At 64.4% G+C, this 25,448-nt stretch carries 28 protein-coding genes and 1 tRNA gene; 16 read left to right on the plus strand and 13 right to left on the minus strand.

The features are described from left to right. The 3 genes from nudC (at nucleotide 1) to N0Q91_RS16840 (ending at nucleotide 2,141) form a co-directional block, all read left to right on the plus strand. Nucleotides 1–981 carry an NAD(+) diphosphatase gene (gene nudC, locus N0Q91_RS16830; protein ID WP_018093851.1) on the plus strand — a complete coding sequence of 327 codons (981 nt, stop codon included), beginning with the start codon at nucleotides 1–3 and terminating at the stop codon, nucleotides 979–981. A 6-nt stretch (nucleotides 982–987) separates the two neighbouring features. Then, nucleotides 988–1,674 carry a helix-turn-helix transcriptional regulator gene (locus N0Q91_RS16835; protein WP_275596982.1) on the plus strand — a complete coding sequence of 229 codons (687 nt, stop codon included), beginning with the start codon at nucleotides 988–990 and terminating at the stop codon, nucleotides 1,672–1,674. A gap of 98 nt (nucleotides 1,675–1,772) precedes the next feature. Next, nucleotides 1,773–2,141 (plus strand): VOC family protein, encoded by a 369-nt coding sequence (locus N0Q91_RS16840; RefSeq protein ID WP_100669868.1) that lies wholly within the window; start codon nucleotides 1,773–1,775, stop codon nucleotides 2,139–2,141. A 131-nt stretch (nucleotides 2,142–2,272) separates the two neighbouring features. Here the strand turns inward: N0Q91_RS16840 and N0Q91_RS16845 are convergent, their stop codons facing one another. The 3 genes from N0Q91_RS16845 to N0Q91_RS16855 all read right to left on the minus strand — a co-directional run bounded on the left by N0Q91_RS16845 (nucleotide 2,273) and on the right by N0Q91_RS16855 (nucleotide 4,210). Beyond that, complete coding sequence (locus tag N0Q91_RS16845) at nucleotides 2,273–2,410, minus strand: DUF1127 domain-containing protein (protein ID WP_018093850.1); 138 nt, start codon at nucleotides 2,408–2,410, stop codon at nucleotides 2,273–2,275. A gap of 168 nt (nucleotides 2,411–2,578) precedes the next feature. Then, on the minus strand, nucleotides 2,579–3,433 hold the full coding sequence (locus tag N0Q91_RS16850; protein WP_275596983.1) for a prephenate dehydratase: 855 nt from the start codon (nucleotides 3,431–3,433) through the stop codon (nucleotides 2,579–2,581). Between the two features lie 24 nt (nucleotides 3,434–3,457). After that, nucleotides 3,458–4,210: a 3-deoxy-manno-octulosonate cytidylyltransferase gene (locus N0Q91_RS16855; protein WP_018093848.1), complete on the minus strand. Its 753-nt coding sequence runs from the start codon at nucleotides 4,208–4,210 to the stop codon at nucleotides 3,458–3,460. Nucleotides 4,211–4,363: 153 nt separating this feature from the next. Here N0Q91_RS16855 and N0Q91_RS16860 point away from each other — a divergent pair, with 153 nt between their 5' ends. Further along, nucleotides 4,364–5,107 (plus strand): c-type cytochrome, encoded by a 744-nt coding sequence (locus tag N0Q91_RS16860; RefSeq protein WP_275596984.1) that lies wholly within the window; start codon nucleotides 4,364–4,366, stop codon nucleotides 5,105–5,107. 111 nt (nucleotides 5,108–5,218) lie between these two features. Here N0Q91_RS16860 and N0Q91_RS16865 read toward each other — a convergent pair whose 3' ends face one another. Further along, a complete protein-coding gene (locus N0Q91_RS16865) occupies nucleotides 5,219–5,647 on the minus strand; it encodes a hypothetical protein (RefSeq protein WP_345774900.1) in 429 nt (142 codons plus the stop codon). A gap of 259 nt (nucleotides 5,648–5,906) precedes the next feature. Here N0Q91_RS16865 and N0Q91_RS16870 point away from each other — a divergent pair, with 259 nt between their 5' ends. After that, entirely contained in the window at nucleotides 5,907–6,380 is a 474-nt protein-coding gene (locus N0Q91_RS16870; protein ID WP_375341877.1) for an aminotransferase class IV, read from the plus strand. Between the two features lie 30 nt (nucleotides 6,381–6,410). On the opposite strand, the gene N0Q91_RS16875 is transcribed toward N0Q91_RS16870, so the two are convergent. Next, complete coding sequence (locus N0Q91_RS16875; RefSeq protein WP_100669871.1) at nucleotides 6,411–7,355, minus strand: AEC family transporter; 945 nt, start codon at nucleotides 7,353–7,355, stop codon at nucleotides 6,411–6,413. A 193-nt stretch (nucleotides 7,356–7,548) separates the two neighbouring features. On the opposite strand from N0Q91_RS16875, the gene N0Q91_RS16880 reads away from it, so the two are divergent. Next, complete coding sequence (locus N0Q91_RS16880; protein ID WP_275596985.1) at nucleotides 7,549–7,818, plus strand: BON domain-containing protein; 270 nt, start codon at nucleotides 7,549–7,551, stop codon at nucleotides 7,816–7,818. A gap of 12 nt (nucleotides 7,819–7,830) precedes the next feature. Here the strand turns inward: N0Q91_RS16880 and N0Q91_RS16885 are convergent, their stop codons facing one another. Next, nucleotides 7,831–8,757, minus strand: coding sequence for a LysR family transcriptional regulator (locus N0Q91_RS16885; protein WP_275596986.1), 927 nt, complete (start codon nucleotides 8,755–8,757; stop codon nucleotides 7,831–7,833). Between the two features lie 130 nt (nucleotides 8,758–8,887). Between N0Q91_RS16885 and N0Q91_RS16890 the strand changes: the two genes are divergently transcribed. Continuing rightward, nucleotides 8,888–10,363, plus strand: a complete 1,476-nt coding sequence (locus N0Q91_RS16890) for an MFS transporter (RefSeq protein ID WP_275596987.1) — start codon at nucleotides 8,888–8,890, stop codon at nucleotides 10,361–10,363. 214 nt (nucleotides 10,364–10,577) lie between these two features. Here the strand turns inward: N0Q91_RS16890 and N0Q91_RS16895 are convergent. Beyond that, nucleotides 10,578–10,667: transfer RNA gene (locus N0Q91_RS16895), tRNA-Ser, on the minus strand. 230 nt (nucleotides 10,668–10,897) lie between these two features. On the opposite strand from N0Q91_RS16895, the gene N0Q91_RS16900 reads away from it, so the two are divergent. The 3 genes from N0Q91_RS16900 to N0Q91_RS16910 all read left to right on the plus strand — a co-directional run bounded on the left by N0Q91_RS16900 (nucleotide 10,898) and on the right by N0Q91_RS16910 (nucleotide 13,198). After that, a complete protein-coding gene (locus tag N0Q91_RS16900; protein WP_018093841.1) occupies nucleotides 10,898–11,215 on the plus strand; it encodes a membrane protein in 318 nt (105 codons plus the stop codon). 52 nt (nucleotides 11,216–11,267) lie between these two features. Continuing rightward, nucleotides 11,268–11,921, plus strand: a complete 654-nt coding sequence (msrA, locus tag N0Q91_RS16905) for a peptide-methionine (S)-S-oxide reductase MsrA (RefSeq protein WP_275596988.1) — start codon at nucleotides 11,268–11,270, stop codon at nucleotides 11,919–11,921. A 284-nt stretch (nucleotides 11,922–12,205) separates the two neighbouring features. Then, on the plus strand, nucleotides 12,206–13,198 hold the full coding sequence (locus N0Q91_RS16910; protein ID WP_018093839.1) for a BMP family lipoprotein: 993 nt from the start codon (nucleotides 12,206–12,208) through the stop codon (nucleotides 13,196–13,198). Between the two features lie 75 nt (nucleotides 13,199–13,273). Here the strand turns inward: N0Q91_RS16910 and N0Q91_RS16915 are convergent, their stop codons facing one another. Continuing rightward, the gene (locus tag N0Q91_RS16915; RefSeq protein WP_033047208.1) at nucleotides 13,274–13,486 is read right to left on the minus strand and encodes a SlyX family protein; all 213 of its coding nucleotides are present in this window, start codon (nucleotides 13,484–13,486) and stop codon (nucleotides 13,274–13,276) included. 76 nt (nucleotides 13,487–13,562) lie between these two features. Further along, complete coding sequence (locus tag N0Q91_RS16920) at nucleotides 13,563–14,297, minus strand: sulfate transporter family protein (protein ID WP_275596989.1); 735 nt, start codon at nucleotides 14,295–14,297, stop codon at nucleotides 13,563–13,565. Nucleotides 14,298–14,682: 385 nt separating this feature from the next. Between N0Q91_RS16920 and N0Q91_RS16925 the strand changes: the two genes are divergently transcribed. Genes N0Q91_RS16925 through N0Q91_RS16935 form a run of 3 tightly spaced genes read left to right on the plus strand, consistent with a single transcriptional unit; the run spans nucleotide 14,683 to nucleotide 17,692 of the window. Next, nucleotides 14,683–16,044, plus strand: a complete 1,362-nt coding sequence (locus tag N0Q91_RS16925) for an amidase (RefSeq protein WP_275596990.1) — start codon at nucleotides 14,683–14,685, stop codon at nucleotides 16,042–16,044. Then, a complete protein-coding gene (locus N0Q91_RS16930) occupies nucleotides 16,041–16,952 on the plus strand; it encodes an ROK family protein (protein WP_275596991.1) in 912 nt (303 codons plus the stop codon). Before N0Q91_RS16925 ends, N0Q91_RS16930 begins: the two co-directional genes overlap by 4 nt. Continuing rightward, entirely contained in the window at nucleotides 16,949–17,692 is a 744-nt protein-coding gene (locus N0Q91_RS16935) for a copper homeostasis protein CutC (protein ID WP_275596992.1), read from the plus strand. The genes N0Q91_RS16930 and N0Q91_RS16935 overlap by 4 nt, the downstream gene beginning before the upstream one ends. A gap of 201 nt (nucleotides 17,693–17,893) precedes the next feature. On the opposite strand, the gene nagA is transcribed toward N0Q91_RS16935, so the two are convergent. From nagA to N0Q91_RS16955, 4 genes are all read right to left on the minus strand, one after another. Next, nucleotides 17,894–19,054 carry an N-acetylglucosamine-6-phosphate deacetylase gene (gene nagA / locus N0Q91_RS16940; protein WP_275596993.1) on the minus strand — a complete coding sequence of 387 codons (1,161 nt, stop codon included), beginning with the start codon at nucleotides 19,052–19,054 and terminating at the stop codon, nucleotides 17,894–17,896. Further along, on the minus strand, nucleotides 19,051–20,073 hold the full coding sequence (locus N0Q91_RS16945) for an SIS domain-containing protein (RefSeq protein WP_275596994.1): 1,023 nt from the start codon (nucleotides 20,071–20,073) through the stop codon (nucleotides 19,051–19,053). Before N0Q91_RS16945 ends, nagA begins: the two co-directional genes overlap by 4 nt. A gap of 94 nt (nucleotides 20,074–20,167) precedes the next feature. Next, nucleotides 20,168–20,932, minus strand: coding sequence for a GntR family transcriptional regulator (locus N0Q91_RS16950; RefSeq protein WP_018093830.1), 765 nt, complete (start codon nucleotides 20,930–20,932; stop codon nucleotides 20,168–20,170). Continuing rightward, the gene (locus N0Q91_RS16955; protein WP_100669879.1) at nucleotides 20,929–21,813 is read right to left on the minus strand and encodes a glucosamine kinase nucleotide-binding domain-containing protein; all 885 of its coding nucleotides are present in this window, start codon (nucleotides 21,811–21,813) and stop codon (nucleotides 20,929–20,931) included. The genes N0Q91_RS16950 and N0Q91_RS16955 overlap by 4 nt, the downstream gene beginning before the upstream one ends. A gap of 199 nt (nucleotides 21,814–22,012) precedes the next feature. Here N0Q91_RS16955 and N0Q91_RS16960 point away from each other — a divergent pair, with 199 nt between their 5' ends. From N0Q91_RS16960 to N0Q91_RS16970, 3 genes are all read left to right on the plus strand, one after another. Further along, nucleotides 22,013–22,909 carry an N-acetylmuramic acid 6-phosphate etherase gene (locus tag N0Q91_RS16960; RefSeq protein ID WP_275596995.1) on the plus strand — a complete coding sequence of 299 codons (897 nt, stop codon included), beginning with the start codon at nucleotides 22,013–22,015 and terminating at the stop codon, nucleotides 22,907–22,909. 55 nt (nucleotides 22,910–22,964) lie between these two features. Continuing rightward, entirely contained in the window at nucleotides 22,965–24,224 is a 1,260-nt protein-coding gene (locus N0Q91_RS16965) for an ABC transporter substrate-binding protein (RefSeq protein WP_275596996.1), read from the plus strand. Between the two features lie 266 nt (nucleotides 24,225–24,490). Then, nucleotides 24,491–25,438 carry a carbohydrate ABC transporter permease gene (locus N0Q91_RS16970; RefSeq protein WP_018093826.1) on the plus strand — a complete coding sequence of 316 codons (948 nt, stop codon included), beginning with the start codon at nucleotides 24,491–24,493 and terminating at the stop codon, nucleotides 25,436–25,438. The last annotated feature ends 10 nt before the right edge of the window (nucleotides 25,439–25,448 follow it).

Genomic DNA, 25,448 nt, shown 5'->3' on the forward strand with positions numbered 1-25,448 from the left:
ATGACGAAAACGATCTTCGATCTTCACAGCCCGCACCCCGAGCCGAGCACGCTCGTCGCCTTCGCGGAGAACCACCTGGACCGCCGGTCCGAGCACCGCCCCGACGACTGCATCGAGGCGGCGCTCAAGCATCCCGGCGCGCATTTCCTGGCTTTTTCCGGGGCGAAGCTGATCGTCAAGCACGACGAGAAGGTCATCGATCCGCTTTTCGCACCCTATGAACTGGCGGGGCTCGAGCCGACCATGGACGATGCGGTCCTGCTCGGCTTTCTGCCGAACGGCGAGCCGCGTCTTGCCGTGCCTTCGGGGCTGACGGAGGAGACGGTGCCGGAGCCCTTCAAGATCGCCGATGCCCGCATGCTCTATCGCCAGCAGATGCTGCCGGAAAACCTGCTGGGGCAGTTTGCGCAGGCGTCGAGCCTGATCGTCTGGAACGCCGGCAACCGGTTCTGCGGCCGCTGCGGCGGCCCGATGGACGGTGCGGCTGGCGGCTATAGGCGCATCTGTACGGCCTGCGGGCACATGGTCTTCCCGCGTACCGATCCGGTCGTTATCATGCTGACGATCGATGTCGAGCGCGATCAATGCCTGCTCGGCCGCAGCCCGCATTTTACGCCGGGCATGTATTCCTGCCTCGCCGGTTTCGTCGAGCCGGGCGAGACGATCGAAAACGCGGTGCGCCGGGAAACGCTCGAGGAGTCCGGCATCCGGATCGGCCGCGTGCGCTATCATGCGTCGCAGCCCTGGCCGCTCCCCCATTCGCTGATGATCGGCTGCTATGCGGAAGCGAAGTCGACCGCCATCAAGCGCGACGAACAGGAACTGGAAGACGTCCGCTGGTTCACGCGGGCGGAAACCGAGGCGATGCTGGAGCGCGCCACGGGCGTCGCCGACACCGGAGACGAGCACATTCCGCCGCCGAAGGGCGCCATTGCGCACCAGCTCATGCGCGACTGGCTGGCCTGGCCCGAGCGCAGCTGAGGTGCCATGTCCCGATCGGAACGCCTGCTCGATCTCATGCAGGTGCTGAGGCGTTATCGCCAGCCGGTCAGCGGCCGGCGGCTCGCCGAGGAGACCGGCGTCAGTCTCAGAACCCTCTACCGGGACATAGCCAGCCTGCAGGCGCGGGGCGCGCATATAGAAGGCGAGCCCGGCGTCGGCTACGTGCTCAGGCCCGGCTTCATGCTTCCCCCCATGATGCTTTCCGAGGAGGAGATCGAGGCGCTGGTGCTAGGGTCTCGCTGGGTCGCCAAACGCGGCGACCCAAGGCTCGCGACCGCAGCCGCCGATGCGCTGGCAAAGATCGGCTCGGTGCTTCCGGCGGACCTGAAAGAGAAACTCGAGCATTCGACCCTTCTGGTGGGCCCGCGAAAGCCGGGTGCCGAAACGATCGACCTCAGCCTCTTGCGCAAAGCGATCCGCAGCGAACACAAGGTCGAACTGCACTATCTCGACAATGACGGCCGCGACAGCCGCCGGACGGTCTGGCCCTTCGTGCTTGGTTTCTTCGAAGAGGTCCGGGTGCTCGCGGCGTGGTGCGAGCTGAGGCAGGATTTCCGCCATTTCCGGACGGACCGGATTGCAGAAGCGGCGATGCTCGACAATCGCTATCCGCGCCGCCGCCAAGCCCTGCTCAAGGACTGGCGCGCCGTGAACGGCATCGATCCCGCCTGAATCCGATGCGCGGATGTTTCTTTGCCGCCTCGCAGACTGCTGACAAAAACTGGCAGCATGCCGGGCTAGACTTCAGGTCTCGAAACAAGGAGACCATCATGGCAACACCCAATCTCATCGTCCTCTATGTCATGGACCCACCGGCCAGCGTCGAATTCTACAGGAAGCTTCTGGCCAAAGAGCCGACCGCCACCTTTCCGACCTTCTCGTCCTTCGAGGTGCAGGACGGTTTCGTTCTCGGCTTGTGGGCAAGGGAGAAAGTGCAGCCTCAGCCTATCGGTGACGGCGCCCGAGCCGAAGTCGCCTTCATGGTAAAAGGGGAAGAGGCTGTGCGTGCGCGTTACGAGGAATGGCGCGCAATGGGCCTGCCGATCGCCCAGGAACTGACACGGATGGATTTCGGACCGACTTTCGTCGCACTCGATCCGGACGGGCATCGCCTGCGTGTCTGCCTTTACGACGAATAGCCATGCCGCGTGAGAAACGTTGAACGCCCGTAATCAAACGTGTGTATAAAACGCTCACACCCCGCACGGAGGCGGGGTGTGGAAGACTTCGGATGTCGCGCGGTCAAATGCGGCGCGGGGTCATCCCGGTATTAACGGCCGAAAACGGCTGCCTGAATCTGGGAACGGGAAATACCGATATCGCTCAGGGCGTGATCGTCGAGAGCGTTCAGCTCGCGGACCGCACGGCGCATCTTTACGTATTCCGTAATCTTCTGACGGATTTTCATCTTTTTAGCTCCTTCTTTGTACGAGAGCTAAATAGGCATTTGCCTAAGATTTAAGTAGTTCCATGATTGCAAATTAGGCATGCACTGGACGCGTAGCCGGTTAACGCGTTTTGCCGTTTTCTCGTGCCGTCCGGGGTGATGCGGGTCGGCCGAAGCCGCACCGCATGGTTAGAGCACGCCGCGCATCGGATGCGCCGGATAGGTGCCGAGGATGCGCACATTTTCCGAGAAGAAGCGCAGCTCGTCCATCGCGTGGCGCACGCCTGTATCGTCGGGATGCCCCTCGATGTCCGCATAGAACTGGGTCGCCACGAACTTGCCGCCGAGCTGGTAGCTCTCGAGCTTGGTCATGTTGATGCCGTTCGTCGCGAAGCCGCCCATCGCCTTGTAGAGCGCCGCCGGGATATTGCGCACGTTGAAGACGAAGGTCGTGATGATCAGTTCGTCCTTCGAGGTGCGGGCAACCCTGCTCTCCTCTCTGGACAGCACCACGAAGCGCGTGACGTTGCTGTCGGTGTCCTCGACGTTCTCGGCGATGATGTCGAGGCCGTAGAGGTCGGCGGCAAGGCGCGGAGCAAGCGCCGCCATCGAGCGGTCGCCCACTTCCTTGACGAGCTTGGCGGCGCCGGCCGTATCGCCCGCGACCACCGGCTTCCACCCGTTGGCACGCACGATCTTGCGACACTGGCCGAGCGCATGGATATGGCTGTGCACGGTGCGGATTTCGTCGCGCCCGACGCCGGGCAGCACCATCAGCTGGAAGCGAATCGGCATGAAATATTCGCCGACGATATGCAGGCGCGATTCCGGCAGGAGGTGATGGATGTCGGCGACGCGTCCGGCAATCGTGTTTTCGATCGGGATCATGGCGAGATCGGCCTCGCCGTTTTCAACCGCCAGGAAAGCGTCCTCGAAGGTCTGGCACGGCAGCGGCTCCATCGACGGGAACATGTCGCGGCAGGCCATGTCGGAATTGGCGCCGTAGTCGCCCTGGAATGAAATCCGGTTGGTCTTGGCGGTCACTTTGGTCCCCTTGATGTCGGAATGTCAGACGCGGGCGGAAAGGATGCGGCGGGCCTTGTCGAGATCGGCCGGCGTGTCGACCCCGAGCGGCACGGAGTCCACGATCTCGACATCGATGCGCATGCCCGCTTCGAGCGCCCGCAACTGCTCGAGCGATTCGCGTTTCTCGAGCGTCGACGGCTTCAGCGAAACGAAGCTTTCCAGCGCCTTGCGACGATAGGCGTAAAGCCCGATGTGGTGATAGAGGGGGCCTTCGCCGTAGGGTGCGGTGGCGCGGGTGAAATAGAGCGCGCGAAAGCGGCTTTCGGAAAGCGGCGAGCCGACGACCTTGACGACGTTGGGATTGGTCTTTTCGTGTTCGTCGGTGATCGCCACGGTCAGCGTGGCGATGTCGGTCGAGGCATTTTCCAGCGGCTTCAGCGCCGCACGAATAGGACCCGGCTCGATGGTCGGAAGATCGCCCTGAACGTTGATGACGATTTCCGCTTCGCCATGCGGATCAGCTTTCAGGAGCGCCTCGTGGATCCGGTCGGAGCCCGACTGGTGATCGACGCGCGTCATGATCGCTTCGAAGCCGGCGCCGGTCACGGCCGCGAAGACATCGGGATGATCGACTGCCACCACGATCCGCCCGACCTCGGCCTCCGCCGCCCGCCTTGCCACCTGCACGATCATCGGCAGGCCGCAAATGTCGGCAAGCGGCTTGCCGGGAAGGCGCGTCGACGCCATGCGCGCGGGAATGAGTACGAGGGTTTTGCCCGATTGTTCACGATTCATCGTTCGGCCTTCGAAAACCCGGAGAAAGTGTCAAAACGTCTCACTCCGGGGTTGATAATCTCTGTTGCAACGCAGAGCCAAAAGACATAGGTTCCGCGCGATTTCAAGATGGGCCGGTTTTTTGTTTGCCGGTGGCTAAGGGAGCGTTTGCAGATGAATCCATATGTGAACATGGGTGTGGGTGCCTTGTTGGGTACGGTCTTCGTTCTGATGTCCGTATCCATTGCGTCGGAAGGCATTTTCCATTCCGAAGCTCCCGAGAAGGAAGGTTTCGCCATCGTCGCCGAGGAAACGGCAGGCGAAGCGGGGGCTGCCGGCGGCGAGGAAGCGAAGTCCGAACCGATCGGGCCGCTGCTCGCCAGCGCCGATGCCTCCGCCGGCGAGGCCGTGTTCAAGAAATGCGCAAGCTGTCACACCATCGAGAAGGGCGGACCGAACAAGGTCGGCCCGAACCTCTGGGGCGTCGTCAACCGCCCGATCGCCTCGCATGAGGGCTTCAGCTATTCCGCGGGCATGCAGACCTTTTCCGAAGGCGGCAAGGTCGTGTGGGACTACGATCATCTGAGCTACTTCCTCGAAGCGCCGAAGAAGCACGTGCCGGGCACGGCCATGGGCTTCGCCGGCCTCAAGAAGACCGACGAGCGCGCCAACCTCATCGCCTGGCTGCGTGAGCAGGCCGACAGCCCGGCCCCGCTGCCGGACGCCGGCGCGGCAGGCTCCACCGAGGCGGCACCCGCTGCAGGTCAGGAGGCTCCCGCCGCTGCTGAAGCTCCGGCTCCTGCCGAGGGCGGTGCGGCCCCCGCAGCCACTGAAGCCAGCCCGGCCCCTGCTCCTGCCGAAGGCGGAGCAGCTCCGGCAGGTCAGACCGGCGCTCCGGCGCCGGCTCCGGCAAACTGACTGCGGTCAGCACACGGCCAGTCTTCTCCCTGAAAAACCCGGTCGGTCGATCGGGTTTTTCACATCCCGCAGATGTGATGAGCCTGGCCGCATCATGATATAGAATGGCCTTCACCATTCGACATATGCAACGCGAGCGACACCAACCGCTCGGAACGAAGGAGCAGACGACAGATGACCGGTAGCGGTGAGCAGACTTTCCTGTTCGAGCAGAACCCGACCAGAGTGGCGACCGGCGAGCGCGATGCGCTGCTTGCCAATCCGGGCTTCGGGCGCGTGTTCACCGATCACATGGCGACGATCCGCTATTCCGAGGGCCGCGGCTGGCACGATGCGAAGATCGGCCCGCGAAAGGCGTTCGATCTCGATCCGTCGACACTCGTGCTGCATTACGCCCAGGAGATCTTCGAGGGCATGAAGGCGTATCGCCTGCCCGACGGAGGCGCCACGCTGTTTCGCCCCGACGCCAATGCGCGCCGTTTCCGCAATTCCGCGCTTCGGCTCGCAATGGCGCCGCTGCCGGAGGAGCTGTTCGTCCAATCCGTGCGCGAACTGGTTCGTATCGACCGCGACTGGATTCCCGCCGGTGAAGGAGCCGCGCTCTATCTCCGGCCGTTCATGATCGCGACGGAAGTGCTCCTCGGCGTGAAGCCCTCGGCTGAATATCTCTACTGCGTCATTGCTTCCTCGGTCGGTTCCTACTTCAAGGGCGGCGCCCCGGCCGTCACCATATGGGTTTCGGAGAATTACACCCGGGCAGCGCCCGGCGGCACCGGCGAGGCCAAATGCGGCGGTAACTATGCCGCGAGTTCTTGCGGCGCAGGCGGAGGCGATGCAGGAGGGCTGCGAGCAAGTGGTGTTCCTCGACGCGGTCGAGCGCCGCTTCGTCGAAGAGCTCGGCGGCATGAACGTCTTCTTCGTCTTCCGCGACGGCTCGCTGCAGACGCCGCCGCTGACGGGCACGATCCTGCCGGGCATCACGCGCGATTCGCTGATCACGCTCGCCCGCGATATGGGGCTTACGGTGCGTGAAGAGCCCTATGCCATCGATCAATGGCAGGCGGATGCGGAAAGCGGCCGCCTCACCGAGGCCTTCGCCTGCGGGACGGCTGCGGTCGTAACGCCGATCGGCAAGGTCAAGGGCCGCGAACACAGCTTCACCATTGGCGACGGCGGAGCCGGTCCGGTTGCCGGCCGCCTGAAGACAGCCTTGCTGGACATCCAGAACGGGCGCGCGCCGGACCCGCATGGCTGGCTCGACCGGCTGTTTTGAGCGCAGCCTTCGGTCAGGACTCCCGCCCCGTCACATCAGCAGATAGGCCCACACCGACACGCTGACCACGCCGAGCGCAGTGGTCAGGGTGATGGTCGAGGAGGCGAGCGCATGCCCGACATTGAAGTGGTTGGCGATCAGCCACGCGTTGACGCCGGTCGGGACCGACGAGGTCAGCACCAGCGCCGCGGTCCAGCTGTCGCTCAGCCCTAACAGATGGCAGGCGGCGAAGACGGCGCCGGGGAGCACCAGGAGTTTGAGGGTGCTCGTCACGGCCGCGAGCCCGGTATTGCCGGCAAGACCGTATTTGTCGAGGGCCATGCCGATCGAGACGAGCGCCGCAGGCGCTGCCACGCCCGCAAGCTGGTCGACGACGATCTTCACCGGTCCGCCGAGCGGTTGTCCGAGGAGATGGAACAGAGCGCCGAAGGCAAGGCCGATCACGAGGGGATTGCGGACGAGGTTGCGGGCAACTCCGCCCATGAGCTTCCAGATGCCCTGCCCCGGTGCGCCGGTCGTCTGACGTTCCGCGCGCTCCATCATCACCGTTCCGGCAATCATCATGACCGGCAGATGAACGGAAAGCAGGATCGACAGCGCAACGATACCGTCTTGGCCGACAAGGCGGGAAACGAGCGGCAGGCCGATGAACACCGTATTGGCGAAGGCGGACGAAACGCCGGCAAGCACCCCCATGCGCGCGTCCCGGCCGAAGCCGAGCGTCGCCGCCAGATGGCCGATGGTCCAGGTCACCGCGACGCCGGAGAAATAGGCAACCCAGAGCGGCCAGGGCGACCCTTCCTTGAAATCCGCCTCTGCGATGGTACGGAAGAGCAGCACCGGCACTGCGACGCGGAAGACGAAATCGCCGAGCGCTTCGCCGACGGCCGGCTTCAGGTAGCCGAGCCGGACGATGAGCCAGCCTGTCAGGATCAGGACGAAAATCGGTAGAACGTTCAGGAAGACGTCGGACATGGAAGAGCCTTGATGGGTTTCCAAGCCATAGCCCTGTTCGGGCTATGGAGGCAAGGGAGACGCATGCTGCGGGCCTTCTTGATTAGAGGCCAACATGCAGCAATTACAGAAGAATCAGCGCGAACGCGGCCATGCGCGACCGGAACATTCCGGCGCTGCCAAGCGTTGCGATCGAGGACGGGAATGACCAGAAATGCCGAGCGAATACCCGAACTACTCTCACAAGGACGACGATCCTCATCTGACCGATGACGATCTGGCGGAGAAAGTTCTGCACTTCCTTCGCTACGCAACTACGATCGATACGAGCGACATGGAGGTGATCGCTTTAGGCAATATCGTCGTGCTCTCCGGTACGGTTGGAAGCGAAGCGGACATTGCCTCTGCCGGCGAAGCAGCCGCCTCGGTCATCGGTGTTTCGAGCGTGGAGAACGGACTAAGGGCGCGCGAAGATTCAAAGTGAAGGCGTCGCGTCTCAACTGGCTAGGGCCGGCATGTCTGAGCCTTGCGCCGTGCAAACCTCGCGGATGCAGCCGCGCAGCCAGCGATGCGCCGGATCGGCATCGAGCCGCGGATGCCAGAGCAGCGACACCGTGATCTGCGGCAGGGAGAAGGGCAGCGCAAAGCTGTGCATTCCCTCACGCAAGGCGCTGGTGTGGCGTTCTGGAACGCTGGCGATCAGGTCCGTGGAGCGAGCCAGCGCCAGGGCGCTCGAAAAGCCGCCCACAATGGTAACGACCTCGCGCTCCAATCCGATCGACCTCATTGCATCATCGATGCCGACAGCCGTCTTCTCCGGCCCCCGCCTTGAAACAAGGATGTGCCTGCCGGCTGCGTAGCGGGCCGGTGTTACCTCGCCCCCGCTCAAAGCGTGGCCATTGCGCACGACGCCGATGAACCGGTCCCGGAACAGAGCCTGAGTCCGCAACTCCGGCCCTGTCGCCTCGCCCACCACACCAGTTTCGAGATCGACGCTCCCGTCCCGAAGCGGGCCGCTGTCCTTGTCCGATTTCTGCACGAAGGCCAGGCGTACCCCGGGAGCTTCCGCGCCGAGCCGGGCAAGGAGGTTCGGCCCGAAGTTTTCGACGAAGCCGTCGCTGGTGCGCAGCGTGAACGTCCGAGCGAGCCGTTTCAGGTCGAGTTTCTCCTGCGGCCGCAGGACGGATTGCGCCTCCTCCACCAGCCGGCCGACCTTCTCGCGCAGATCGAGCGCACGCGGCGTCGCAACGAGGCCGCGCCCGGCCCGAACCAGAAGCGGGTCGCCGGTCGTCTCGCGCAATCGCTGAAGCGCCCGGCTCATTGCCGAGGGGCTCAGGCGCAGCCGCTTGGCAGCGCGCGCGACGCTGCCTTCCGTGAGCAGCACGTCGAGGATGACGAGGAGATTGAGATCGGGTTTCGCCATGCAGCGACAGTAGCACAGATTTCATTCTGACATGGCGTGAAACGCACGAATCAAGTGCAAATCGTGCGTGTTCCGCCATGATGGTCGAGCGGCTAGCTTCTCCTCGAACGCTTCAGGGTCCAGGGAAGGAATGTTCATGCCGAAACCAGCCGTTGCCGCGCCAGACGATGCCGCAGGTGCAAATCCGCACAGGGCTTCGGCCCGATGGGCGCTCGTCAGCCTTTCGCTCTCCGTGCTGCTGTCCTCGCTCGGCACCAGCATCGCGAATGTCGGCCTGCCGAGCCTCGCCACGGCGTTCTCCGCCTCGTTCCAGCAGGTCCAATGGGTCGTCCTTGCCTATCTCCTTGCCATTACCACCCTCATCGTCGGTGTCGGCCGGCTCGGCGACATGGTCGGGCGCCGGCGGCTGCTGCTTGCCGGGATCCTGCTCTTTACCGTGGCTTCGGGCTTGTGCGGCGCTGCACCGAGCCTGCAGCTCCTCATTGCCGCCCGGGCGGTTCAGGGGCTCGGTGCGGCGGTCATGATGGCGCTCGCCACGGCCCTGGTCGGAGAGACGGTGTCGAAGGAAAAGACCGGGGGCGCCATGGGCCTGCTGGGCACCATGTCGGCGATCGGAACCGCGCTGGGGCCGTCGCTCGGCGGCGTCCTAGTCGCCGGTCTCGGCTGGCAGGCGATCTTCCTCGTTAACGTGCCGCTCGGCGCTTTGGCCCTTCTTCTCGCTCATCGCTCGCTGCCCGCCGATCTCCAAAGGCCTGCGGCCAGGCATGCAGATTTCGACGTTCCGGGCACGGTGCTGCTCGGCCTGACGCTGGCCGCCTATGCACTGGCCATGACCGTTGCGCGCGATCGTTTCGGTCCGCTCAACATGGCTCTCCTGGCCGCCGCCGTCGTCGGCGCCGGCCTCTTCGTACTGGCCGAGCGGCGAGCGGCGACCCCCTTGATCCGGATCGAGGCTCTGCGGGACCCGGTGCTCGGTGCGGGGCTTGCCATGAGCGCACTTGTCTCCACGGTGATGATGGCAACGCTGGTGGTCGGGCCGTTCTACCTTTCGCGCTCGCTCGGCCTCGGTGAAGCGCTGGTCGGGATCGTCATGTCGGCGGGTCCGGTCGTCTCCGCCCTGAGCGGTCTGCCGGCCGGCCGTGCCGTCGACCGCATGGGAGCCCCGTTCATGATCGTCGCAGGTCTCCTCGCAATGGCCGCCGGCTCATTCGCCCTGTCGGTGATTCCTGAGATGTTCGGCGTCGCCGGCTACCTGGCCGCCATGCTTATCCTGACGCCGGGTTACCAGCTGTTCCAGGCAGCCAACAATACGGCCGTGATGGTGGAAGTCCGCCCGGACCGGCGCGGCCTCGTCTCCGGAATGCTCAATCTCTCGCGCAATCTCGGGCTCGTCACCGGCGCATCGGTCATGGGAGTCATCTTCGCCTTCGCATCGGCTACACCCGAGATCGCGTCCGCACCACCCGTGGCCGTTGCCGCCGGCATGCGGATCACTTTCACAGTCGCGGGCGTCCTGGACATGGCAGCACTCGTCATCGCGCTCCGGAGCCGCGCTCTCTTGATGCGCGCTTCCGCCGGCGCGGCACTACGCGATGAAGATCGGTGAGGTATGGTTGCCGGCACCATCTTGCTTCGTCAGTGGCGGGAACCCTGCCGGCTGCGTTCGACGACTGGTCCGTCACCGACACCACGGTCGAACACGAACGTCGCAGACGTCGGGCTGTAGCATAGGAACGGCGGTCGTTGGCGATGTGCGTATGCAGCTTGATGATGATGCGGTGATCGGCGGCAATATCGCGCTGAGGACAATCGGCGGCTGATGGCGGACAGAGAGGGATTCGAACCCTCGATACGCTTTCACGTATACACGCGTTCCAGGCGTGCGCCTTCAACCACTCGGCCACCTGTCCATCCTTCTGCAGCCGGCGGTCGATCCGGCTGGATGGGGAAAAGCGAAGCTTCTCCGCGTCACCGGTGAAACCGGGAGACGGGCGCGATATATACCGATGATGTGCGCGGGATCAACTGGTTTCTGACATATTATTGACAGGCCGTGAAAGCTGCTGCGGATGACCCGCCATTGCGCTTGCCCGCCCTTGCGCCTATCTCTTGCGCAGGACGAGCCGAAAGGGGGGAGCGGATGCGGTTGCTGCTTCGGTTTGCGAGCTTTCTGGCGCTGATGGCTGCGGTCTTTGCAGGGACGATCGATTCCATTCAGTCGGTAGCGGCGTCGGAGCCGGTCATCACTTCGCTTGCCGACGGCATAGCGGCGATCGGATCCGACCAGCTGAACTGGATTCAGTCGCTGCAGCGGACCGGCGCCGGGCCTGCAATGTGGCTCAGGGCGCTGCACTGGATTCTGGCGCAGCCCGCCTTTGCCGTATTCCTCGCCCTCGCCCTCCTCCTGTGGATGGCCGGATACAGGAAGAAACCCGCTGCCGGGCGCTTTGCCGCCTGAGCGCCGGAGCCGCGCGGCTTGCTCCCACGAGCGCTGACGAAAGGAGCCTCAGATGTTTCTGATCGACATGTTCAACAAGAAGACCATCTTGCCCGATGCTGCAACGGCGCTGCCCGGCCGAGAGGAGGAAATCCCGACCGCGACGACGCATTTCGTGTCCGGACGGCCGCTCAAGGGCCCTTATCCGGAGGGCATGAAGAAGATCCTCTTCGGTATGGGCTGCTTCTGGGGCGCCGAGCGTCTCCTGTGGCAGATCCCCGGCGTCTACGTGACGGCTGCCGGCTACTCCGGCGGGCTCACGCCCAATCCGACCTATCAGGAGACGACGACGGGGTTGACCGGCCACACGGAGGTGGTGCTGGTGGTCTACGATCCGGCCAAGGTCTCGCTTCAGCGCCTGCTGAAGACATTCTTCGAGGAGCACGACCCCACCCAGGGCATGCGCCAGGGCAACGACGTCGGCACCACCTACCGCTCGGCGATCTATGTCTATGACGAGGAGCAGCTCGCCGAGGCGAATGCTGCGCGCAACGCCTTCCAGAAGGCGCTGCGGGTCGGCAAGCATGATCGCGAGATCACCACCGAAATCGCGAAGGCGGGACCTTTCTACTTCGCCGAAGACTATCACCAGCAATATCTCGCCAAGAATCCGGACGGCTATTGCGGATTGCGCGGCACCGGCGTCAGCTGCCCGATCGGCGCCTGACCGTTCCGCGGCGCGTCGAAGCCGACGCTCTCGACATGCTTAGGATCGAACGGGGTGCGGACATATGTCCGCACCCCTTTTTGCACCGTGAGCCGGCTCCGCCGGCCAGTTCAGCGGCCGGATCGCTTTTTTACCATCCGAAAAAATTTGGATGTTTTTTTGCCGAAGCCGTGCAAGGATGCGCCCACCCAAGCCTTAAAGAGAGGGGCGGGTTCCGCGGTGGGGGCCCCGTTCGGGACCGGCGGAAGACCCGAAAAGATCAATAGCGACAACAGGGCTTTACAATGAAAAAAACCATTCTCGGTCTCCTTGCATTCTCGATGATGTCCGCGACGGCATTGGCCGCCGACATCAAGCCGGCGATCATCTACGACCTCGGCGGAAAGTTCGACAAATCCTTCAACGAAGCGGCCTTCAACGGAGCCGAAAAGTTCAAGGCCGAAACCGGCATCGAATATCGCGAGTTCGAGATCGCCAACGACGCCCAGCGCGAACAGGCGCTGCGCCGCTTCGCCAGCGACGGCAACAGCCCGATCGTCATGGCCGGCTTCAACTGGGCCGCGTCGCTCGAGAAGCTCGCCGGCGAATATCCGGACACCAAGTTCGCGATCATCGACATGGTTGTCGAAAAACCCAACGTCAAATCGATTGTCTTCAAGGAGCAGGAAGGCTCCTATCTCGTCGGCGTTCTTGCCGGCCTCGCCTCCAAGACCAAGACGGTCAGCTTCGTCGGCGGCATGGACATCCCGCTGATCCACAAATTCGCCTGCGGCTATGTCGGCGGCGCCAAGTCGACCGGTGAGGACGTAAAGGTGCTCGAAGCTTACACCGGCACCACGCCCGATGCATGGAACGACCCGGTCAAGGGCGGCGAGATCGCCAAGTCGCAGATCGATCAGGGCTCCGACGTCGTCTATCATGCTGCCGGCGGCACCGGCGTGGGCGTGCTGCAGGCGGCAGCGGATGCGGGCAAGCTCGGAATCGGTGTCGATTCCAACCAGAACATGCTGCAGCCGGGCAAGGTGCTGACATCCATGCTGAAGCGCGTCGACGTCGCCGTCTACGACTCCTTCATGGCCGCGAAGGACGACAAGTTCGAATTCGGCATCTCCAATCTCGGTCTCAAGGAAGACGGAGTCGGCTACGCGCTCGACGAGCACAATCAGGCGCTGATCACGCCGGAAATGAAGGAAGCGGTCGAGAAAGTGAAGGCAGACATCATCGCCGGCAAGGTCCAGGTTCACGACTATATGACCGACGAGACCTGCCCGTACTGATCGTCGCACATCAGACCTTATTCAAAAGCCTCCGGTTCATGCGACCGGAGGCTTTTTTTGTCGGATCAAGAAGCATCAATAATGCGGCGGGCGCGTCACCGGAGTCGCATCTTGCGCCTGTTCTTCGAGGCTCAGGAACCGTTCCGTCAGACGATCGAGCTTGGCGCGCGTCTGCTCGACCACCTTCCATTGCTCCGCCAGTTGGTCCGAAAGCTCCTCGATGGTCTTCAATTGATGAGCCACCGTCTCTTCGAGCCGGGTGATCCGCTCTTCTGCTTCGCGCATCATGCTTCTCCGTGGGTCGGATTTAAAGTCGGGCGCAGAATGTCGGCGCGCAGCCGGGTGTCAAGGGAGCGCGGTGCGATCAGCTTCTCGCAGCCGCGGTCGTGCCCGCAAAACCGGTGTCCCGCGCCGAGAGGATCTTGTGCAGGTGCACCATCATGCCGGCAGCAAAGAGCGGCGTCAGCAGGTTGAGCAGAGGCACGGCTAGGAAGGCCGCCAGCACGAGGCCGGCGAGGAATACGGTCGAGCGATGTTTGGCACGGAAGAGCCGCGCCTCCGCGGGCGGACGATGGCGCATGGCGGCGAACTCGAAGAATTCCCGGCCGAGCAGATAGCCGTTGACGAGGAAGAACGCGACAAGATTGACGCCCGGCACCAGCAGGAGGAAGAGCGCGACGATGTTGCCGAGAATGACGACGCCGAGGAATTTCGCCGAACCGGTGATAGCCTCGGCGAGAGGCAGCGGCGTGCCGGGCGCCTCGCCGGGATAGTCCCGTTTCTCGACCACCTCGGCGACATCGTCGAGGAAGAAGCCGGCAATCAGCGCCGTCACCGGCGCCAGCAGCAGCGCCAGAGCGAGCGCGAGTCCCAGGCTCGCAAAGATCCCGACGACGAAAGTGAGCCACCCCGCCCAGTCGGGTGTGCCCGGCATCAGCGCATCGATCCAGGGCAGGGCAAGCCAGACGAAGAGCTCGCGCAGCGCGAACCAGAGCGCGACGAGCGCCAGCAGCGTCAGCCCGATGACCTTCCAGAAGACGGTGCGGGTCTCCGTCGCGAAAAGATTGGCGAAGGCAAGGCGCGCCGCATCGAGAATCATGACCGTCTCCCTGGCCGATAAGTGCAACCGAAAGGCATGTAGGCAGAGCGGCCGGCAGGGGCAAGCCGGCCGGAGGCGGTTTTCGGGCGTGCTGCTGTTTCCTTTTGTAGCGACAGCCCCCAAGTCGCCGATTGCTTTACCATCGCAGAAGCACCCCGCCTGCTCTATCGGAATAACGAGGAGGGCATTGTCGTGTGCGTCGAACGAATGCGATATGCTGGAGCGGGACGAGGAAAAGTGTGTGCGGTTTTCCGCCCGGATCCCGCGTCTCAACCTCCTGGAAACGATCACGCCCATGTTTTCAGGTCGCCCGACCTAAAAACATCGTGATCCAGGGGAAGGAAAGTCGTATCCGAGCGCTGGAACGCCAGCGGGAAAAGGTACCATGATCAACCAACGAACACTTGCGAGCCTCGCCGTGCTCGCGCAGTCCGGCAAGCTCGATCCCGTCGCACTTGTCGCGGAAACCCTGACGCGGATCGAAAACCACCCCGACCGATCGATCTTCGTCGCGCTCACGCAGGAGCGTGCGGCGCGCGAAGCGAAGGCGGCCTCCGAGCGCATCAAGACCGGCCGCTCCCTCGGGCTGCTCGACGGCCTGCCCGTCGCCTGGAAGGACCTCTTCGATCTTGCCGGCGATGCCACGACCGCAGGTTCCGTCGCTCTCGCTGAAGGGCCGCCGGCCGCGGCCGACGCAACGGTGGTCGCCAACCTCGGAAGCGCCGGCATGGTCAGCGTCGGGCGGACCAATATGAGCGAATTCGCCTTCTCCGGGCTCGGCATCAATCCGCATTACGGCACGCCGCGCAATCCGAGGTCCACGGATGTCCATCGCATTCCCGGCGGCTCCTCCTCCGGTTCCGCCGCTGCGGTCGCTGCCGGCCTTGTGCCGCTGGCGATCGGCACCGACACCGGCGGCTCGATCCGTATCCCGGCGGCGATGACCGGCATCGTCGGCTACAAGGCGACACGCGGCCGTTACGCGATGAAGGGCGTCTTCCCGCTCGCGCAAAGCCTCGATTCGCTTGGCCCTCTTTGCCAGACGGTGCAGGATGCAGTCTGGGCGGACGCCGCCATGCATGGACTGACCGCCCCGGTGATCCGCCGCGCCGAGATCGCCGATCTTTCAATCGTCGTTCCCGAGACGATCGTCTTCGACGACGCCGAACCGGAAGTCGTGACCGCATTCGAGGAAGCGATCAAGCGCCTCGAAGCGGCGGGCGTGAAGGTCCGCCGGCAGGCCTTCCCGAGCTTTGCGGAAATTTTCGAGCTTACCGCCCGCCACGGCGCTCTTGTGACGGCAGAGGCCTACGCGCTGCACCGGGAACGCTTGGCAGGGCCTGACGCGGAGCGCATGGACCCGCGCGTCGTCGCCCGTAGCCGCCTCGGCGAGAAGATCACCGTCAGCGATTACATCGCCATCCTCGACGCCCGCGACCGGCTGATCCATGAAGCGGGCGAGAGCATCAGGGCCGGCGAGCTGATTGCGCATCCGACCCTGCCGCATGTGGCGCCGCCGCTCGATCCGCTTCTTGCCGACGACGATCTCTTCTTCAAGGTCAATGCCAGGACGCTGCGCAATACATCGATCGGCAACTTCCTGGATTTCTGCGGCGTCTCTCTTCCCTGCGGCACGGGTGCGGCCGGCATGCCGGTCGGCTTCCAGCTTTCGGCGCCTCATCACCAGGACGACCGCCTGCTTTCCGCAGCACTCGCCGCCGAGGCGACCATCCGGGGCGATGTATGATCGTCTGTTTCGACATCGGCGGCTCGGCGATCAAGGGCGCGATCACCCATTCGCCGGAGCGGATATTCCCGCTGCCCCGACGCGCGACGCCGCTCACGGATTTCCGCCGCTTCGTCGAGGCGATGGAATCCGTGCTCGACGAAGCGGGCGGCCTGCCCGAAAGGGTGGCGATCTCGATCACCGGGGTGATCGATCCGGAGACGCGCCGGATCAAATGCGCCAACATTCCCTGCATCGACGGGCGTGAGCTCGTCGCCGAACTCGAAGCGGCGCTGCACCTGCCGGTGGTGATCGCCAACGATGCCGATTGTTTCGCGCTTGCCGAGGCCGGTATCGGCGCCGGGCGCGGCCATCGCATCGTCTTCGGCGCCATCCTCGGCACCGGCGTCGGCGGCGGGCTGGTGATCGACGGCCGGCTGATCAATGCCGATGGCGGCTTTGCCGGCGAGTGGGGTCACGGCCCCGCCGTCGCGGCCGCCGCCGGAAACCCGCCCATGGACATACCGGCCTTTCCCTGCGGCTGCGGCCAGAGCCGCTGCGTCGATACGGTCGGCGGTGCACGCGGGCTGGAAAGACTCCACGAGACGGTCCACGGCAAGGCGCTCTCCAGTCACGACATTATCGAAGGCTGGCAGAACGGAAATGCCGAGGCGGCGCGCACGATCGACGTCTTCGTCGATCTGGTGAGTTCGCCGCTGGCGCTCGTGATCAACATTACCGGGGCGACGATCGTGCCGGTGGGCGGCGGCCTTTCCAATGCCGAAGCGCTGCTGACCGAAATCGACCGGGCGGTGCGGGCGCGCATCCTCAGGCGTTTCGACCGGCCGCTCGTCGTGCGTGGCGAGTGCCGGGTGGAGCCCGGCCTGATCGGCGCCGCCCTGCTCGGCTTCGCTGGGAGATCGGCATGAGCCGCATATTGCTCGAGGTCTGCGTCGACGATCCGGATGGTCTGGAGGCAGCCGTTGCCGGGGGCGCCGACCGTATCGAACTTTGTTCGGCGCTTGGGGCGGGAGGGCTGACACCCAGCCCCGGCCTGATGGCCGCCGCCGCTCCACCGCCGGTGCCAGTCTATGCGATGATCCGGCCGCGGGCGGGCGATTTCATCTATGACAGGGCCGACCTCGAGGTCATGCGACACGACATCGACGCGGCGCGGCATGCAGGACTCGCCGGCGTGGTTCTCGGCGCATCGCTCGCCGACGGCCGCCTGGACGCGCGCATGCTGACGAAACTCGCCGGCCATGCGTCAGGTTTGGGGCTCACCTTGCACCGCGCCTTCGATCTGGTGCCGGATTTCGCCGAGGCGGTGGAGATCGCCGCCGATCTCGGCTTCGAACGCATCCTGACTTCGGGCGGCGCGAGAACGGCACCGGAAGCGGCCGATACGCTGGAAAGACTGATCGAACTGGCGGCGGGACGGCTCTCGATCATGCCCGGATCGGGCATCACCATCGACACAGTTGGAGCGATCGTGCCGAGGCTTGCTGTCGCCGAGGTTCATTCGTCCTGTTCTGTTTCTGAGGCGGCTAAAGACAGGCGCCTCGTCGAGATGGGATTCGCCGCGTCGGAGCGTCGCCGCACGGACGCAGCAACAATCAGGGCGATGCGGGCGCGGCTCGATGCCATAGGGGCGAAGATGCAAGCCTAGGTTGTGATGCTTCCTTCCGGCGTCGGCCCCTCATCCGGCCCGCCGGCCACCTTCTCCCCGCAGGCGGGGCGAAGGGCCGAGCGGAGACTGCCTGCCCAGCCACAACCGCCCGTGTTTCATAGGGCAAGTACCCTCTCCCCGCCTGCGGGGAGAGGGTTAGGGTTAGGGGCATCTTGCCGTGTATCGCGCCGCCAAGCTGCCTCAAACCGCGAAAACCGCCTCCCCGGCGATCCAGGTCGATTTCATTGCGAGTTCCGGCGTGAGCAGCACGAAGTCCGCATCCGTACCAGGCAGGAGCCGGCCCTTGTGCGAGGCGATCCCCATGGCGTCGGCGGGATAGGCGCAGGCCATGCGAACCGCCTCTTCGATCGGCAGACCAAGCCTTTGGTGGACGAAGCGGACCGACGACAGCATGTCGATATCGGCGCCGGCAAGGGTGCCGTCGGCAAGCGTCAGGCGCCCGCCCTGGCGCAGGATTTCCCGTCCGTTCAGGAAGAAACTCGTCTGGTCGGTGCCGATCGGCGACATGGCGTCGGTGACCAGGAAAATCTGACCCGGGCCTTTCTTGCCGCGCAGCGCGATACCCATCGACGCCGGGTGAACGTGAAAACCATCGGCGATCATGCCCGCGTGGAGCGTGCCGGTCGAAAGCGCCGCGCCGACAACGCCGGGCTCGCGATGGCCGAGCCCGCTCATGGCGTTGAAGAGATGTGTGACGGTCCGGGCACCCGCTTTGGCATAGGCGCAGGCGGTATCGTAATCCACGTCGGTATGGCCGAGGCTCACCACGACGCCGGCATCGGCCAGCGCCCGCACCTGCTCCCTGGTGGCGTTTTCCGGGGCCACGGTGAGCATCAGACGGCCGAGCGCCTTTGCGCAAGCGAGTATCTCGGCAAGATCGTCATCGCCCATCGGGCGGATCAGCGCCGGATCGTGAGCCCCCTTGCGCGCGACGGACAGATGCGGGCCTTCGAGATGCAGGCCGAGGAAGCCCGGAACCGCCGCGGCTTTCGCCTCGACGCCTGCTGCAATGGCCGCGGTCCTGACCGCGCGCGTGTCGGTGATCAGCGTCGGCAGCAGCGCCGTCGTGCCGAATTTCGCATGCGCCGCGCAGATCTGCCGGATGCTTTCGAGGGTCGGCGCTTCGTTCAGAAGCGCGCCGCCGCCGCCATTCACCTGCAGATCGATGAAACCGGGCACGAGAAGCAGGCCACGCGCGTCGACGGTCTCGCCGCCGGCGGGGACGCTTCCCGCCGGCGCAATCGCCTTGACGTGTCCCGCCTCGATCACGAGGGCTGCCCCGTCGTGCCAGTCGATGCCGTCGAAAATCCGCGCTCCGCTGATCGTCTTCTTCGCAGTCATCGTGTCTCCGTCACCTTCTTGAGGTTCTCCGGTGCGTCGGGATTCAGACCGCGCGAGCGGGACCAGGCCTCGACGAAGCCATAGAACGGCAGGATCAGTGCCAAGGCGTCGGTGAGCGGGTGCCCGGTCTCGACGAAGGGCAGGCGCTTTGCCTTGCTCGCCCGTGCCGAGGTCACGTGCACCACCGCGCCCTTGGCGCTCATGCCGTCCGCGATATCGGCGACAGAGGCCTCGGCAGCATCGCGGGCGGCCAGCACAAGCACCGGGAACCGGGGCCCGACCAGCGCCACCGGTCCGTGCAGCACCTCCGCCGCGGAATAGGCCTCGGCATGCATGCCGGACGTCTCCTTGAATTTCAGCGCCGCTTCGCTGGCGATGGCCAGCGCCGGACCGCGGCCCAGCACATAGAGCGATTCCGCTTCTGCAAGATCGTCGGCGAAGTCCTGCCAATCGAGCTTCACGGCCTTGGCAAGCTGGTTCGGCAGATCGGCGACCGCATGCTTGAGCGTCGCGTCGCCGGTCCACTCGCCGAGCACGGCAAGACCGGCGACGATCGAGTTAACATAGGACTTGGTCGCCGCAACGGCAATTTCGGGCCCGGCGAGAATGTCGAGCGGGTGGGTGCAGGCCTCGGCGATCGGCGACGGCAGCGTGTTCGTCAGCGCGATCGAAACGGCGCCGGCGCGTGTCGCGGCTTCGGCCATGGCCACGATGTCCGGGCTCTTGCCGGACTGCGAGATCGCAATCGCCGCCGCACCGCCGAGTTTCAGATCGGCACCGTATATCGACGCCAGCGATGGTCCGAGCGAGGCGACCGGACGACCGATCGTGAGCTCGATCGCGTATTTCAGGAACAGCGCGGCATGGTCGGAAGAGCCTCTGGCGATCGTTACCAGAAAGGCCGGATCCTTGGCGCGTAGCGCCGCGCCTGCTTGCGCCAGCCCCGTGGCCGAACGCTCCAGCAACCGGGCTGCGGCCTCGGGAATCTCGTCGATTTCTCGCCGCATGTTGGTCTGCATCGTCATGTCCTTTCATCAAACAGGCGGGATGCGGGCGGAAAACCGCTTTACACTTTTCCTTGGTCCCGCCCTTCCCTCGTCCGGCCCCGCCGGCTCAATTTTCCGGGATCGTCAGCTCCGCGACGAAATCATAGGCATCGCCGCGGTAGAGCGACCGCGTGAATTCGACCACACGCCCCGAAGCAAGATAGGAGACGCGCTCGATCGAAAGACCGGCGGCGCCGACCGCGACGCCGAGCATGGCCGCGTCCGGTTCCTTGATATTGCAGGCGGAGATCCGCTGCACCGCGCGCACCGGCCGGGCCTGTTTCTTCTCGAGCTCTGAATAGAGCGAGGAGGCGACGGCGAGCGGATCGGGAACGAATTCCGCCGAAACGCAGGCGCGTTCGATCGCAAGCGGCATGTCGTCGGCAATACGGAGCCGCCCAAGGCGCGCCACCAGCGCGTCGGCCGCAAGCCCGAGGGTCATCATCTCGTCCGGCGAGGGATGGAAGAGACCGCGCTCCAGCCATTCCGCACGCGTGTTGAGGCCGCGCCGGGCCATGTCCTCGGTGAAGGAGGTCAGGCGCGAAAGCGACTGCTCGACGCGCGAAACCGGCCGGACGACGAAGGTCCCGGAACCGTGGCGGCGCACGAGGAGCCCGTCACGCACGAGATCGTCGACCGCTTTGCGGACCGTGACTCGGCTGACATTGGCGTAATCCGCAAGATCCCGCTCCGGCGGCAGCGCATCTCCGTGATTGAGCTTGCCCGACAGGATCGCCTCTTCGAGCGATTGTCTGAGCTTCAGATAGAGCGGGCCGGCGCCCCCCGACTGCAGGGTTTCGAGCGGCAGAATGGCGGCGAGCTGCTGGTTCATGCCGATACCCCGGAATGGGAGCCGAAACGGGCCGCCGCCAGCGCGACGGCGCCGGTCAAAGCATCGGCCTGCGCCTCGACGAAGCGCGGCTGATGCCGGTCGGCGAGCCAGCGGCGATAAAGCGGCGCCAATCCTCCGAGGAGGCACAGCTTCTCGCTTCCCCTCGAAACCACCACGTCGAGCGCCTCGTCCACCGTCGCGGCGGCAGCCTCCAACAGGCTGACTGCCACAGGGTCGCCGCGCTCGGCATATTCGAAGACGCGCGGCGCATAGCGGCCGAACTCGCCGGGCTTGGCGAGGCGTGCGAAATCGACGATGTCGCGCGGGTCGTGGTTGAACTCGGCAAGCACGGCATCGGTCACGCGCGAGCCTTCATGTATGCCGTCATAGGCGAGCAGGCTCTCCTGCAGCAGCGCGTGACCGATGCGTGCGCCGCTGCCGTGATCTCCGATAGTGAAGCCCCAGCCGCCGACATAGCTGATCTCATCGCCCCGGCGCGCGATATAGATCGTGCCCGTCCCGAGTATCGCGACGGCCCCGTCCCCGTCGCCGAGAGCGCCCTGCAGCGCGATCAGCCCGTCGGACTCGATATCGGCCTGAGCAAAGGGAAGCCGCCTCTTCACGTAATGAACGGCATCGCCCACATTGTGGCCGGCGACGCCGACGATAGCGCGCGATGCCGCAATTGCGGCCTGGTCGAGGCCCGCATCCCCGAAGGCGTTGCGCGCCGCATCGGTTATGTTCTGCAGCGCCGTTTCCGGATCGGTAAGGATGTTCGCGGCGCCCGCCTTGCCGCGGCCGAGAATGCGGCCGTCGAGGGCTGCCACAGCCGCGCGGCAGCTCGTTCCGCCGCCATCAATTCCGATCAGGTAAAACGCCATGGGTACCTCCGTCACCACAAGATACCAAAAAAATACCATTAACCAAGCGAGATTTCTGACTACTGATCATTCCCCAGCCTACTTCTTTGAAAACTATGGATTTATTTCTTTTTTCAGTGGTTTCTTGCGGTAAAAGTTAAATTTCTCCTAGACAAGTGGTATTTTTTTGGCATTAATTCCAGAAGAGGAGGACGATGCCATGCCGCCAGCCAAGACCGAAGAACGCCGCGACAATGCCAAGGGCCTGGACGTCATGCGTCCGGAGCTGGCCCTTCGCTTGCTCGCAGCCGGTCAGCAGGAGGCGGCAAGGTCGGTGGAACAGGCGATCGAGCCGATTTCCGCCGCGGCCCGCCTTGCGGCGGACAGCCTTGCCTCGGGCGGCCGGCTTGCCTATGCCGGCGCAGGAAGCTCCGGGTTGATGGCGATGGCGGACGCGCTCGAGCTGCCAGGCACCTACGGCATAGCTCGGGAGCAGATCGTCATTCTCATTGCCGGCGGCGCCGAAAGCCTCACCGATCTTGCCGGCGGCTATGAGGACGACATGGAGCTCGCGCGCACCGATGTGCGCAACGCCGGAATCGGGGCGGGCGACTGCCTCATTTCGGTTTCTGCCAGCGGTTCCACGCCCTATGCGATCGCCGCTGCCGACGAGGCCGGGCAACGCGGCGCCCGCGTCATCGGCATGGCCAACAATGCCGGCGCACCGCTCCTTCTGAACGCCGACGTCTCCATCCTCCTGGAGACGCCTCCGGAAGTCGTGTCCGGCTCGACCCGCATGGGCGCTGGGACGGCTCAGAAGATCGCGTTCAACATGCTTTCGACCATGGTCGGCATCCATCTCGGCCACGTGCTCGATGGTCACATGGTCAATCTGCGTGCCGACAACATCAAGCTGCGCGGCCGGGCGATCCGGATCGTCTCGGACATAACCGGCATCGGCGCCGCCGAGGCGGACAGGCTTCTCGGCCTTGCCGCCGGGTCGGTCAAGCTGGCGATCCTGCTCGCATCCGGAGCGAGGGACATCGCCCATGCCGAGGACGCGCTCGAGCGCGCCGATCAGAATTTGCGCCGGGCGATCGCCATCGTCGGGGCGTGAGAGATAAACTGGGAATTCAAAACCGCGCGACACGCGCCTAAAGGGGAGAAACTGCATGACCCGCACAACAATGAAAGGCTTGCTGCTCGCATCGAGCATTCTCGGCTCGACCGGGCTTGCACAAGCCCAGGAGGCAACGCTGACGATCGAAAGCTGGCGCAATGACGACCTGGCGATCTGGCAGGAAAAGCTGATCCCCGCCTTCGAGGCGAAGAACCCGGGCATCAAGGTGGTATTCGCGCCCTCGGCCCCCACCGAATACAACGCCGCCCTCAACGCCAAGCTCGACGCCGGCTCCGCGGGTGACCTCATCACCTGCCGTCCCTTCGACGCCTCGCTCGAACTCTACAGCAAGAAGCATCTTGCCGACCTGACCGGTCTTCCCGGCATGGAGAATTTCTCCGACGTCGCCAAATCAGCGTGGACGACCGACGACGGCAAGGCGACCTTCTGCGTGCCGATGGCTTCCGTCATTCACGGCTTCATCTACAACAAGGATGCCTTCGACCAGCTCGGCCTTTCCGTTCCGACGACCGAGGAGGAGTTCTTCGCGGTCCTCGAAAAGATCAAGGCGGACGGCAACTACATCCCGATGGCGATGGGCACCAAGGATCTCTGGGAAGCCGCCACGATGGGCTACCAGAACATCGGCCCGAACTACTGGAAGGGCGAGGAAGGCCGTCTGGCTCTGCTGAAAGGCGAGCAGAAACTGACCGACGAGCCGTGGGTCGAGCCTTTCCGCGTGCTGGCGAAGTGGAAGGATTATCTCGGCGACGGCTTCGAGGCGCAGACCTATCCGGACAGCCAGAACCTCTTCACGCTCGGCCGGGCGGCGATCTACCCGGCCGGCTCCTGGGAAATCTCCGGCTTCAACACACAGGCCGAATTCAAGATGGGCGCCTTTCCGCCCCCGGTGAAGAAGGCGGGCGATACCTGCTACATCTCCGACCACAACGACATCGGCATCGGCCTCAATGCCAAGAGCAAGAATGCGGATGCCGCTAAGACCTTCCTCACCTGGGTCGCCTCGCCGGAGTTCGCGGAAATCTATGCGAACGCCCTGCCCGGCTTCTTCAGCCTGAATTCGACGGCGGTGAAGATGTCCGATCCGCTCGCTCAGGAATTCGTCTCCTGGCGGGAGAAATGCAAGCCGACCATCCGCTCGACCTATCAGATCCTTTCGCGCGGAACCCCTAACCTCGAGAACGAAACCTGGGTCATGTCGGCCAATGTCATCAACGGCACGGACACGCCGGAGGCGGCGGCCAAGAAGCTCCAGGACGGCCTCGACAGCTGGTTCAAGCCGGTAAAGTAAGACCGAAACGGGGTGCGTGGACGCCGTCTGCGCACCCTCCCCGACATGTGCAAACGTATCGCATGCGGGACGGCGTCATGGATTGCTCGGGCACCGGCGCTACGGCGCCGCGCCTGTGACGGGCGGATCGAAGCGGCTTGCCGGCTCTCCGCGACCCCGGGACGCCAGACGGAAGCACGGTGCAAGGCAGGAAGCCGCGCCGCATTTCGAAAGAAATCGAGGCTGCGCCCTTATGGCCAGCCGGTTTGAGAACGGGCCAGAGGCCGATGAACCCACGTGAAATCACGACCGACGTCACCGAGATCAGGCGCCCGCGGCGCTGGCACATCCTCGTCTTTCTGCTGCCGGCGCTCGTCGTCTATACGGCGGTGATGATCCTTCCGCTCTTCGAGACGCTGCGCCAGTCCTTCTACAACACGGTTGACGGCCAGTTGACCTTCGTGGGCCTCGGCAATTTCAAGGTTCTGTTCGGCGACCCGCGCTGGGCGGCGGATTTCTGGAACGCGCTCAAGAACAATTTCGTCTTTTTCCTGATCCACATGGCCGTGCAGAACCCGATCGGCATCGCGCTCGCCGCCATGCTGTCCGTCCCGAAGCTGCGCTTCGGCGCCTTCTACCGCACGGCGATCTTTCTGCCGACGCTGCTCTCCTTCGTCATCGTCGGTTTCATCTGGAAGCTGATCCTGTCGCCGATCTGGGGCGTCGCCCCCTATCTTCTCGACACGGTCGGCCTGCGATCGCTGTTCGGGCCCTGGCTCGGCAAGCCCGACACCGCGCTTATCGCCGTTTCGCTCATTTCCGTCTGGCAATATATCGGCATCCCGATGATGCTGATCTATGCGGCGCTGCTCAACATTCCAGACGAGGTGACCGAGGCGGCGGAGCTCGACGGCGTCACCGGCTGGAGCCAGTTCTGGAAGATCAAGCTTCCGCTGATCCTGCCTGCCATCGGCATCGTGTCGATCCTCACCTTCGTCGGCAATTTCAACGCCTTCGATCTGATCTATACGGTGCAGGGCGCGCTGGCCGGCCCGGACAAGTCGACCGACATCCTGGGCACCCTGCTCTATCGCACCTTCTTCGGTTTCCAGCTTCAGCTCGGCGACCGTTCGATGGGCGCGACGATCGCCGCGATCATGTTCCTGATCATTCTCGCCGGCGTCGCGCTCTATCTCTTCGGCATACAGCGCCGCATGCGCCGCTATCAGTTCTAAGGAGGATAGA

This window comes from Sinorhizobium prairiense, from assembly GCF_029201645.2.
GTDB classification, from domain to species: Bacteria; Pseudomonadota; Alphaproteobacteria; order Rhizobiales; family Rhizobiaceae; genus Sinorhizobium; species Sinorhizobium meliloti_A.

Coding starts and splice junctions, on each gene's coding strand:
- N0Q91_RS16965 (WP_275596996.1), top strand. CDS start 22,965: ATGACCCGCACAACAATGAAAGGCTTGCTGCTCGCATCGAGCATTCTC.
- N0Q91_RS16880 (WP_275596985.1), top strand. CDS start 7,549: ATGCCGAGCGAATACCCGAACTACTCTCACAAGGACGACGATCCTCAT.
- nagA (WP_275596993.1), bottom strand. CDS start 19,054: ATGACTGCGAAGAAGACGATCAGCGGAGCGCGGATTTTCGACGGCATC.
- N0Q91_RS16960 (WP_275596995.1), top strand. CDS start 22,013: ATGCCGCCAGCCAAGACCGAAGAACGCCGCGACAATGCCAAGGGCCTG.
- N0Q91_RS16925 (WP_275596990.1), top strand. CDS start 14,683: ATGATCAACCAACGAACACTTGCGAGCCTCGCCGTGCTCGCGCAGTCC.
- nudC (WP_018093851.1), top strand. CDS start 1: ATGACGAAAACGATCTTCGATCTTCACAGCCCGCACCCCGAGCCGAGC.
- N0Q91_RS16910 (WP_018093839.1), top strand. CDS start 12,206: ATGAAAAAAACCATTCTCGGTCTCCTTGCATTCTCGATGATGTCCGCG.
- N0Q91_RS16920 (WP_275596989.1), bottom strand. CDS start 14,297: ATGATTCTCGATGCGGCGCGCCTTGCCTTCGCCAATCTTTTCGCGACG.
- N0Q91_RS16890 (WP_275596987.1), top strand. CDS start 8,888: ATGTTCATGCCGAAACCAGCCGTTGCCGCGCCAGACGATGCCGCAGGT.
- N0Q91_RS16915 (WP_033047208.1), bottom strand. CDS start 13,486: ATGATGCGCGAAGCAGAAGAGCGGATCACCCGGCTCGAAGAGACGGTG.
- N0Q91_RS16955 (WP_100669879.1), bottom strand. CDS start 21,813: ATGGCGTTTTACCTGATCGGAATTGATGGCGGCGGAACGAGCTGCCGC.
- N0Q91_RS16860 (WP_275596984.1), top strand. CDS start 4,364: ATGAATCCATATGTGAACATGGGTGTGGGTGCCTTGTTGGGTACGGTC.
- N0Q91_RS16900 (WP_018093841.1), top strand. CDS start 10,898: ATGCGGTTGCTGCTTCGGTTTGCGAGCTTTCTGGCGCTGATGGCTGCG.
- N0Q91_RS16875 (WP_100669871.1), bottom strand. CDS start 7,355: ATGTCCGACGTCTTCCTGAACGTTCTACCGATTTTCGTCCTGATCCTG.
- N0Q91_RS16870 (WP_375341877.1), top strand. CDS start 5,907: ATGCCGCGAGTTCTTGCGGCGCAGGCGGAGGCGATGCAGGAGGGCTGC.
- N0Q91_RS16950 (WP_018093830.1), bottom strand. CDS start 20,932: ATGAACCAGCAGCTCGCCGCCATTCTGCCGCTCGAAACCCTGCAGTCG.
- N0Q91_RS16840 (WP_100669868.1), top strand. CDS start 1,773: ATGGCAACACCCAATCTCATCGTCCTCTATGTCATGGACCCACCGGCC.
- N0Q91_RS16935 (WP_275596992.1), top strand. CDS start 16,949: ATGAGCCGCATATTGCTCGAGGTCTGCGTCGACGATCCGGATGGTCTG.
- N0Q91_RS16970 (WP_018093826.1), top strand. CDS start 24,491: ATGAACCCACGTGAAATCACGACCGACGTCACCGAGATCAGGCGCCCG.
- N0Q91_RS16945 (WP_275596994.1), bottom strand. CDS start 20,073: ATGCAGACCAACATGCGGCGAGAAATCGACGAGATTCCCGAGGCCGCA.
- N0Q91_RS16930 (WP_275596991.1), top strand. CDS start 16,041: ATGATCGTCTGTTTCGACATCGGCGGCTCGGCGATCAAGGGCGCGATC.
- N0Q91_RS16885 (WP_275596986.1), bottom strand. CDS start 8,757: ATGGCGAAACCCGATCTCAATCTCCTCGTCATCCTCGACGTGCTGCTC.
- N0Q91_RS16835 (WP_275596982.1), top strand. CDS start 988: ATGTCCCGATCGGAACGCCTGCTCGATCTCATGCAGGTGCTGAGGCGT.
- N0Q91_RS16855 (WP_018093848.1), bottom strand. CDS start 4,210: ATGAATCGTGAACAATCGGGCAAAACCCTCGTACTCATTCCCGCGCGC.
- N0Q91_RS16845 (WP_018093850.1), bottom strand. CDS start 2,410: ATGAAAATCCGTCAGAAGATTACGGAATACGTAAAGATGCGCCGTGCG.
- msrA (WP_275596988.1), top strand. CDS start 11,268: ATGTTTCTGATCGACATGTTCAACAAGAAGACCATCTTGCCCGATGCT.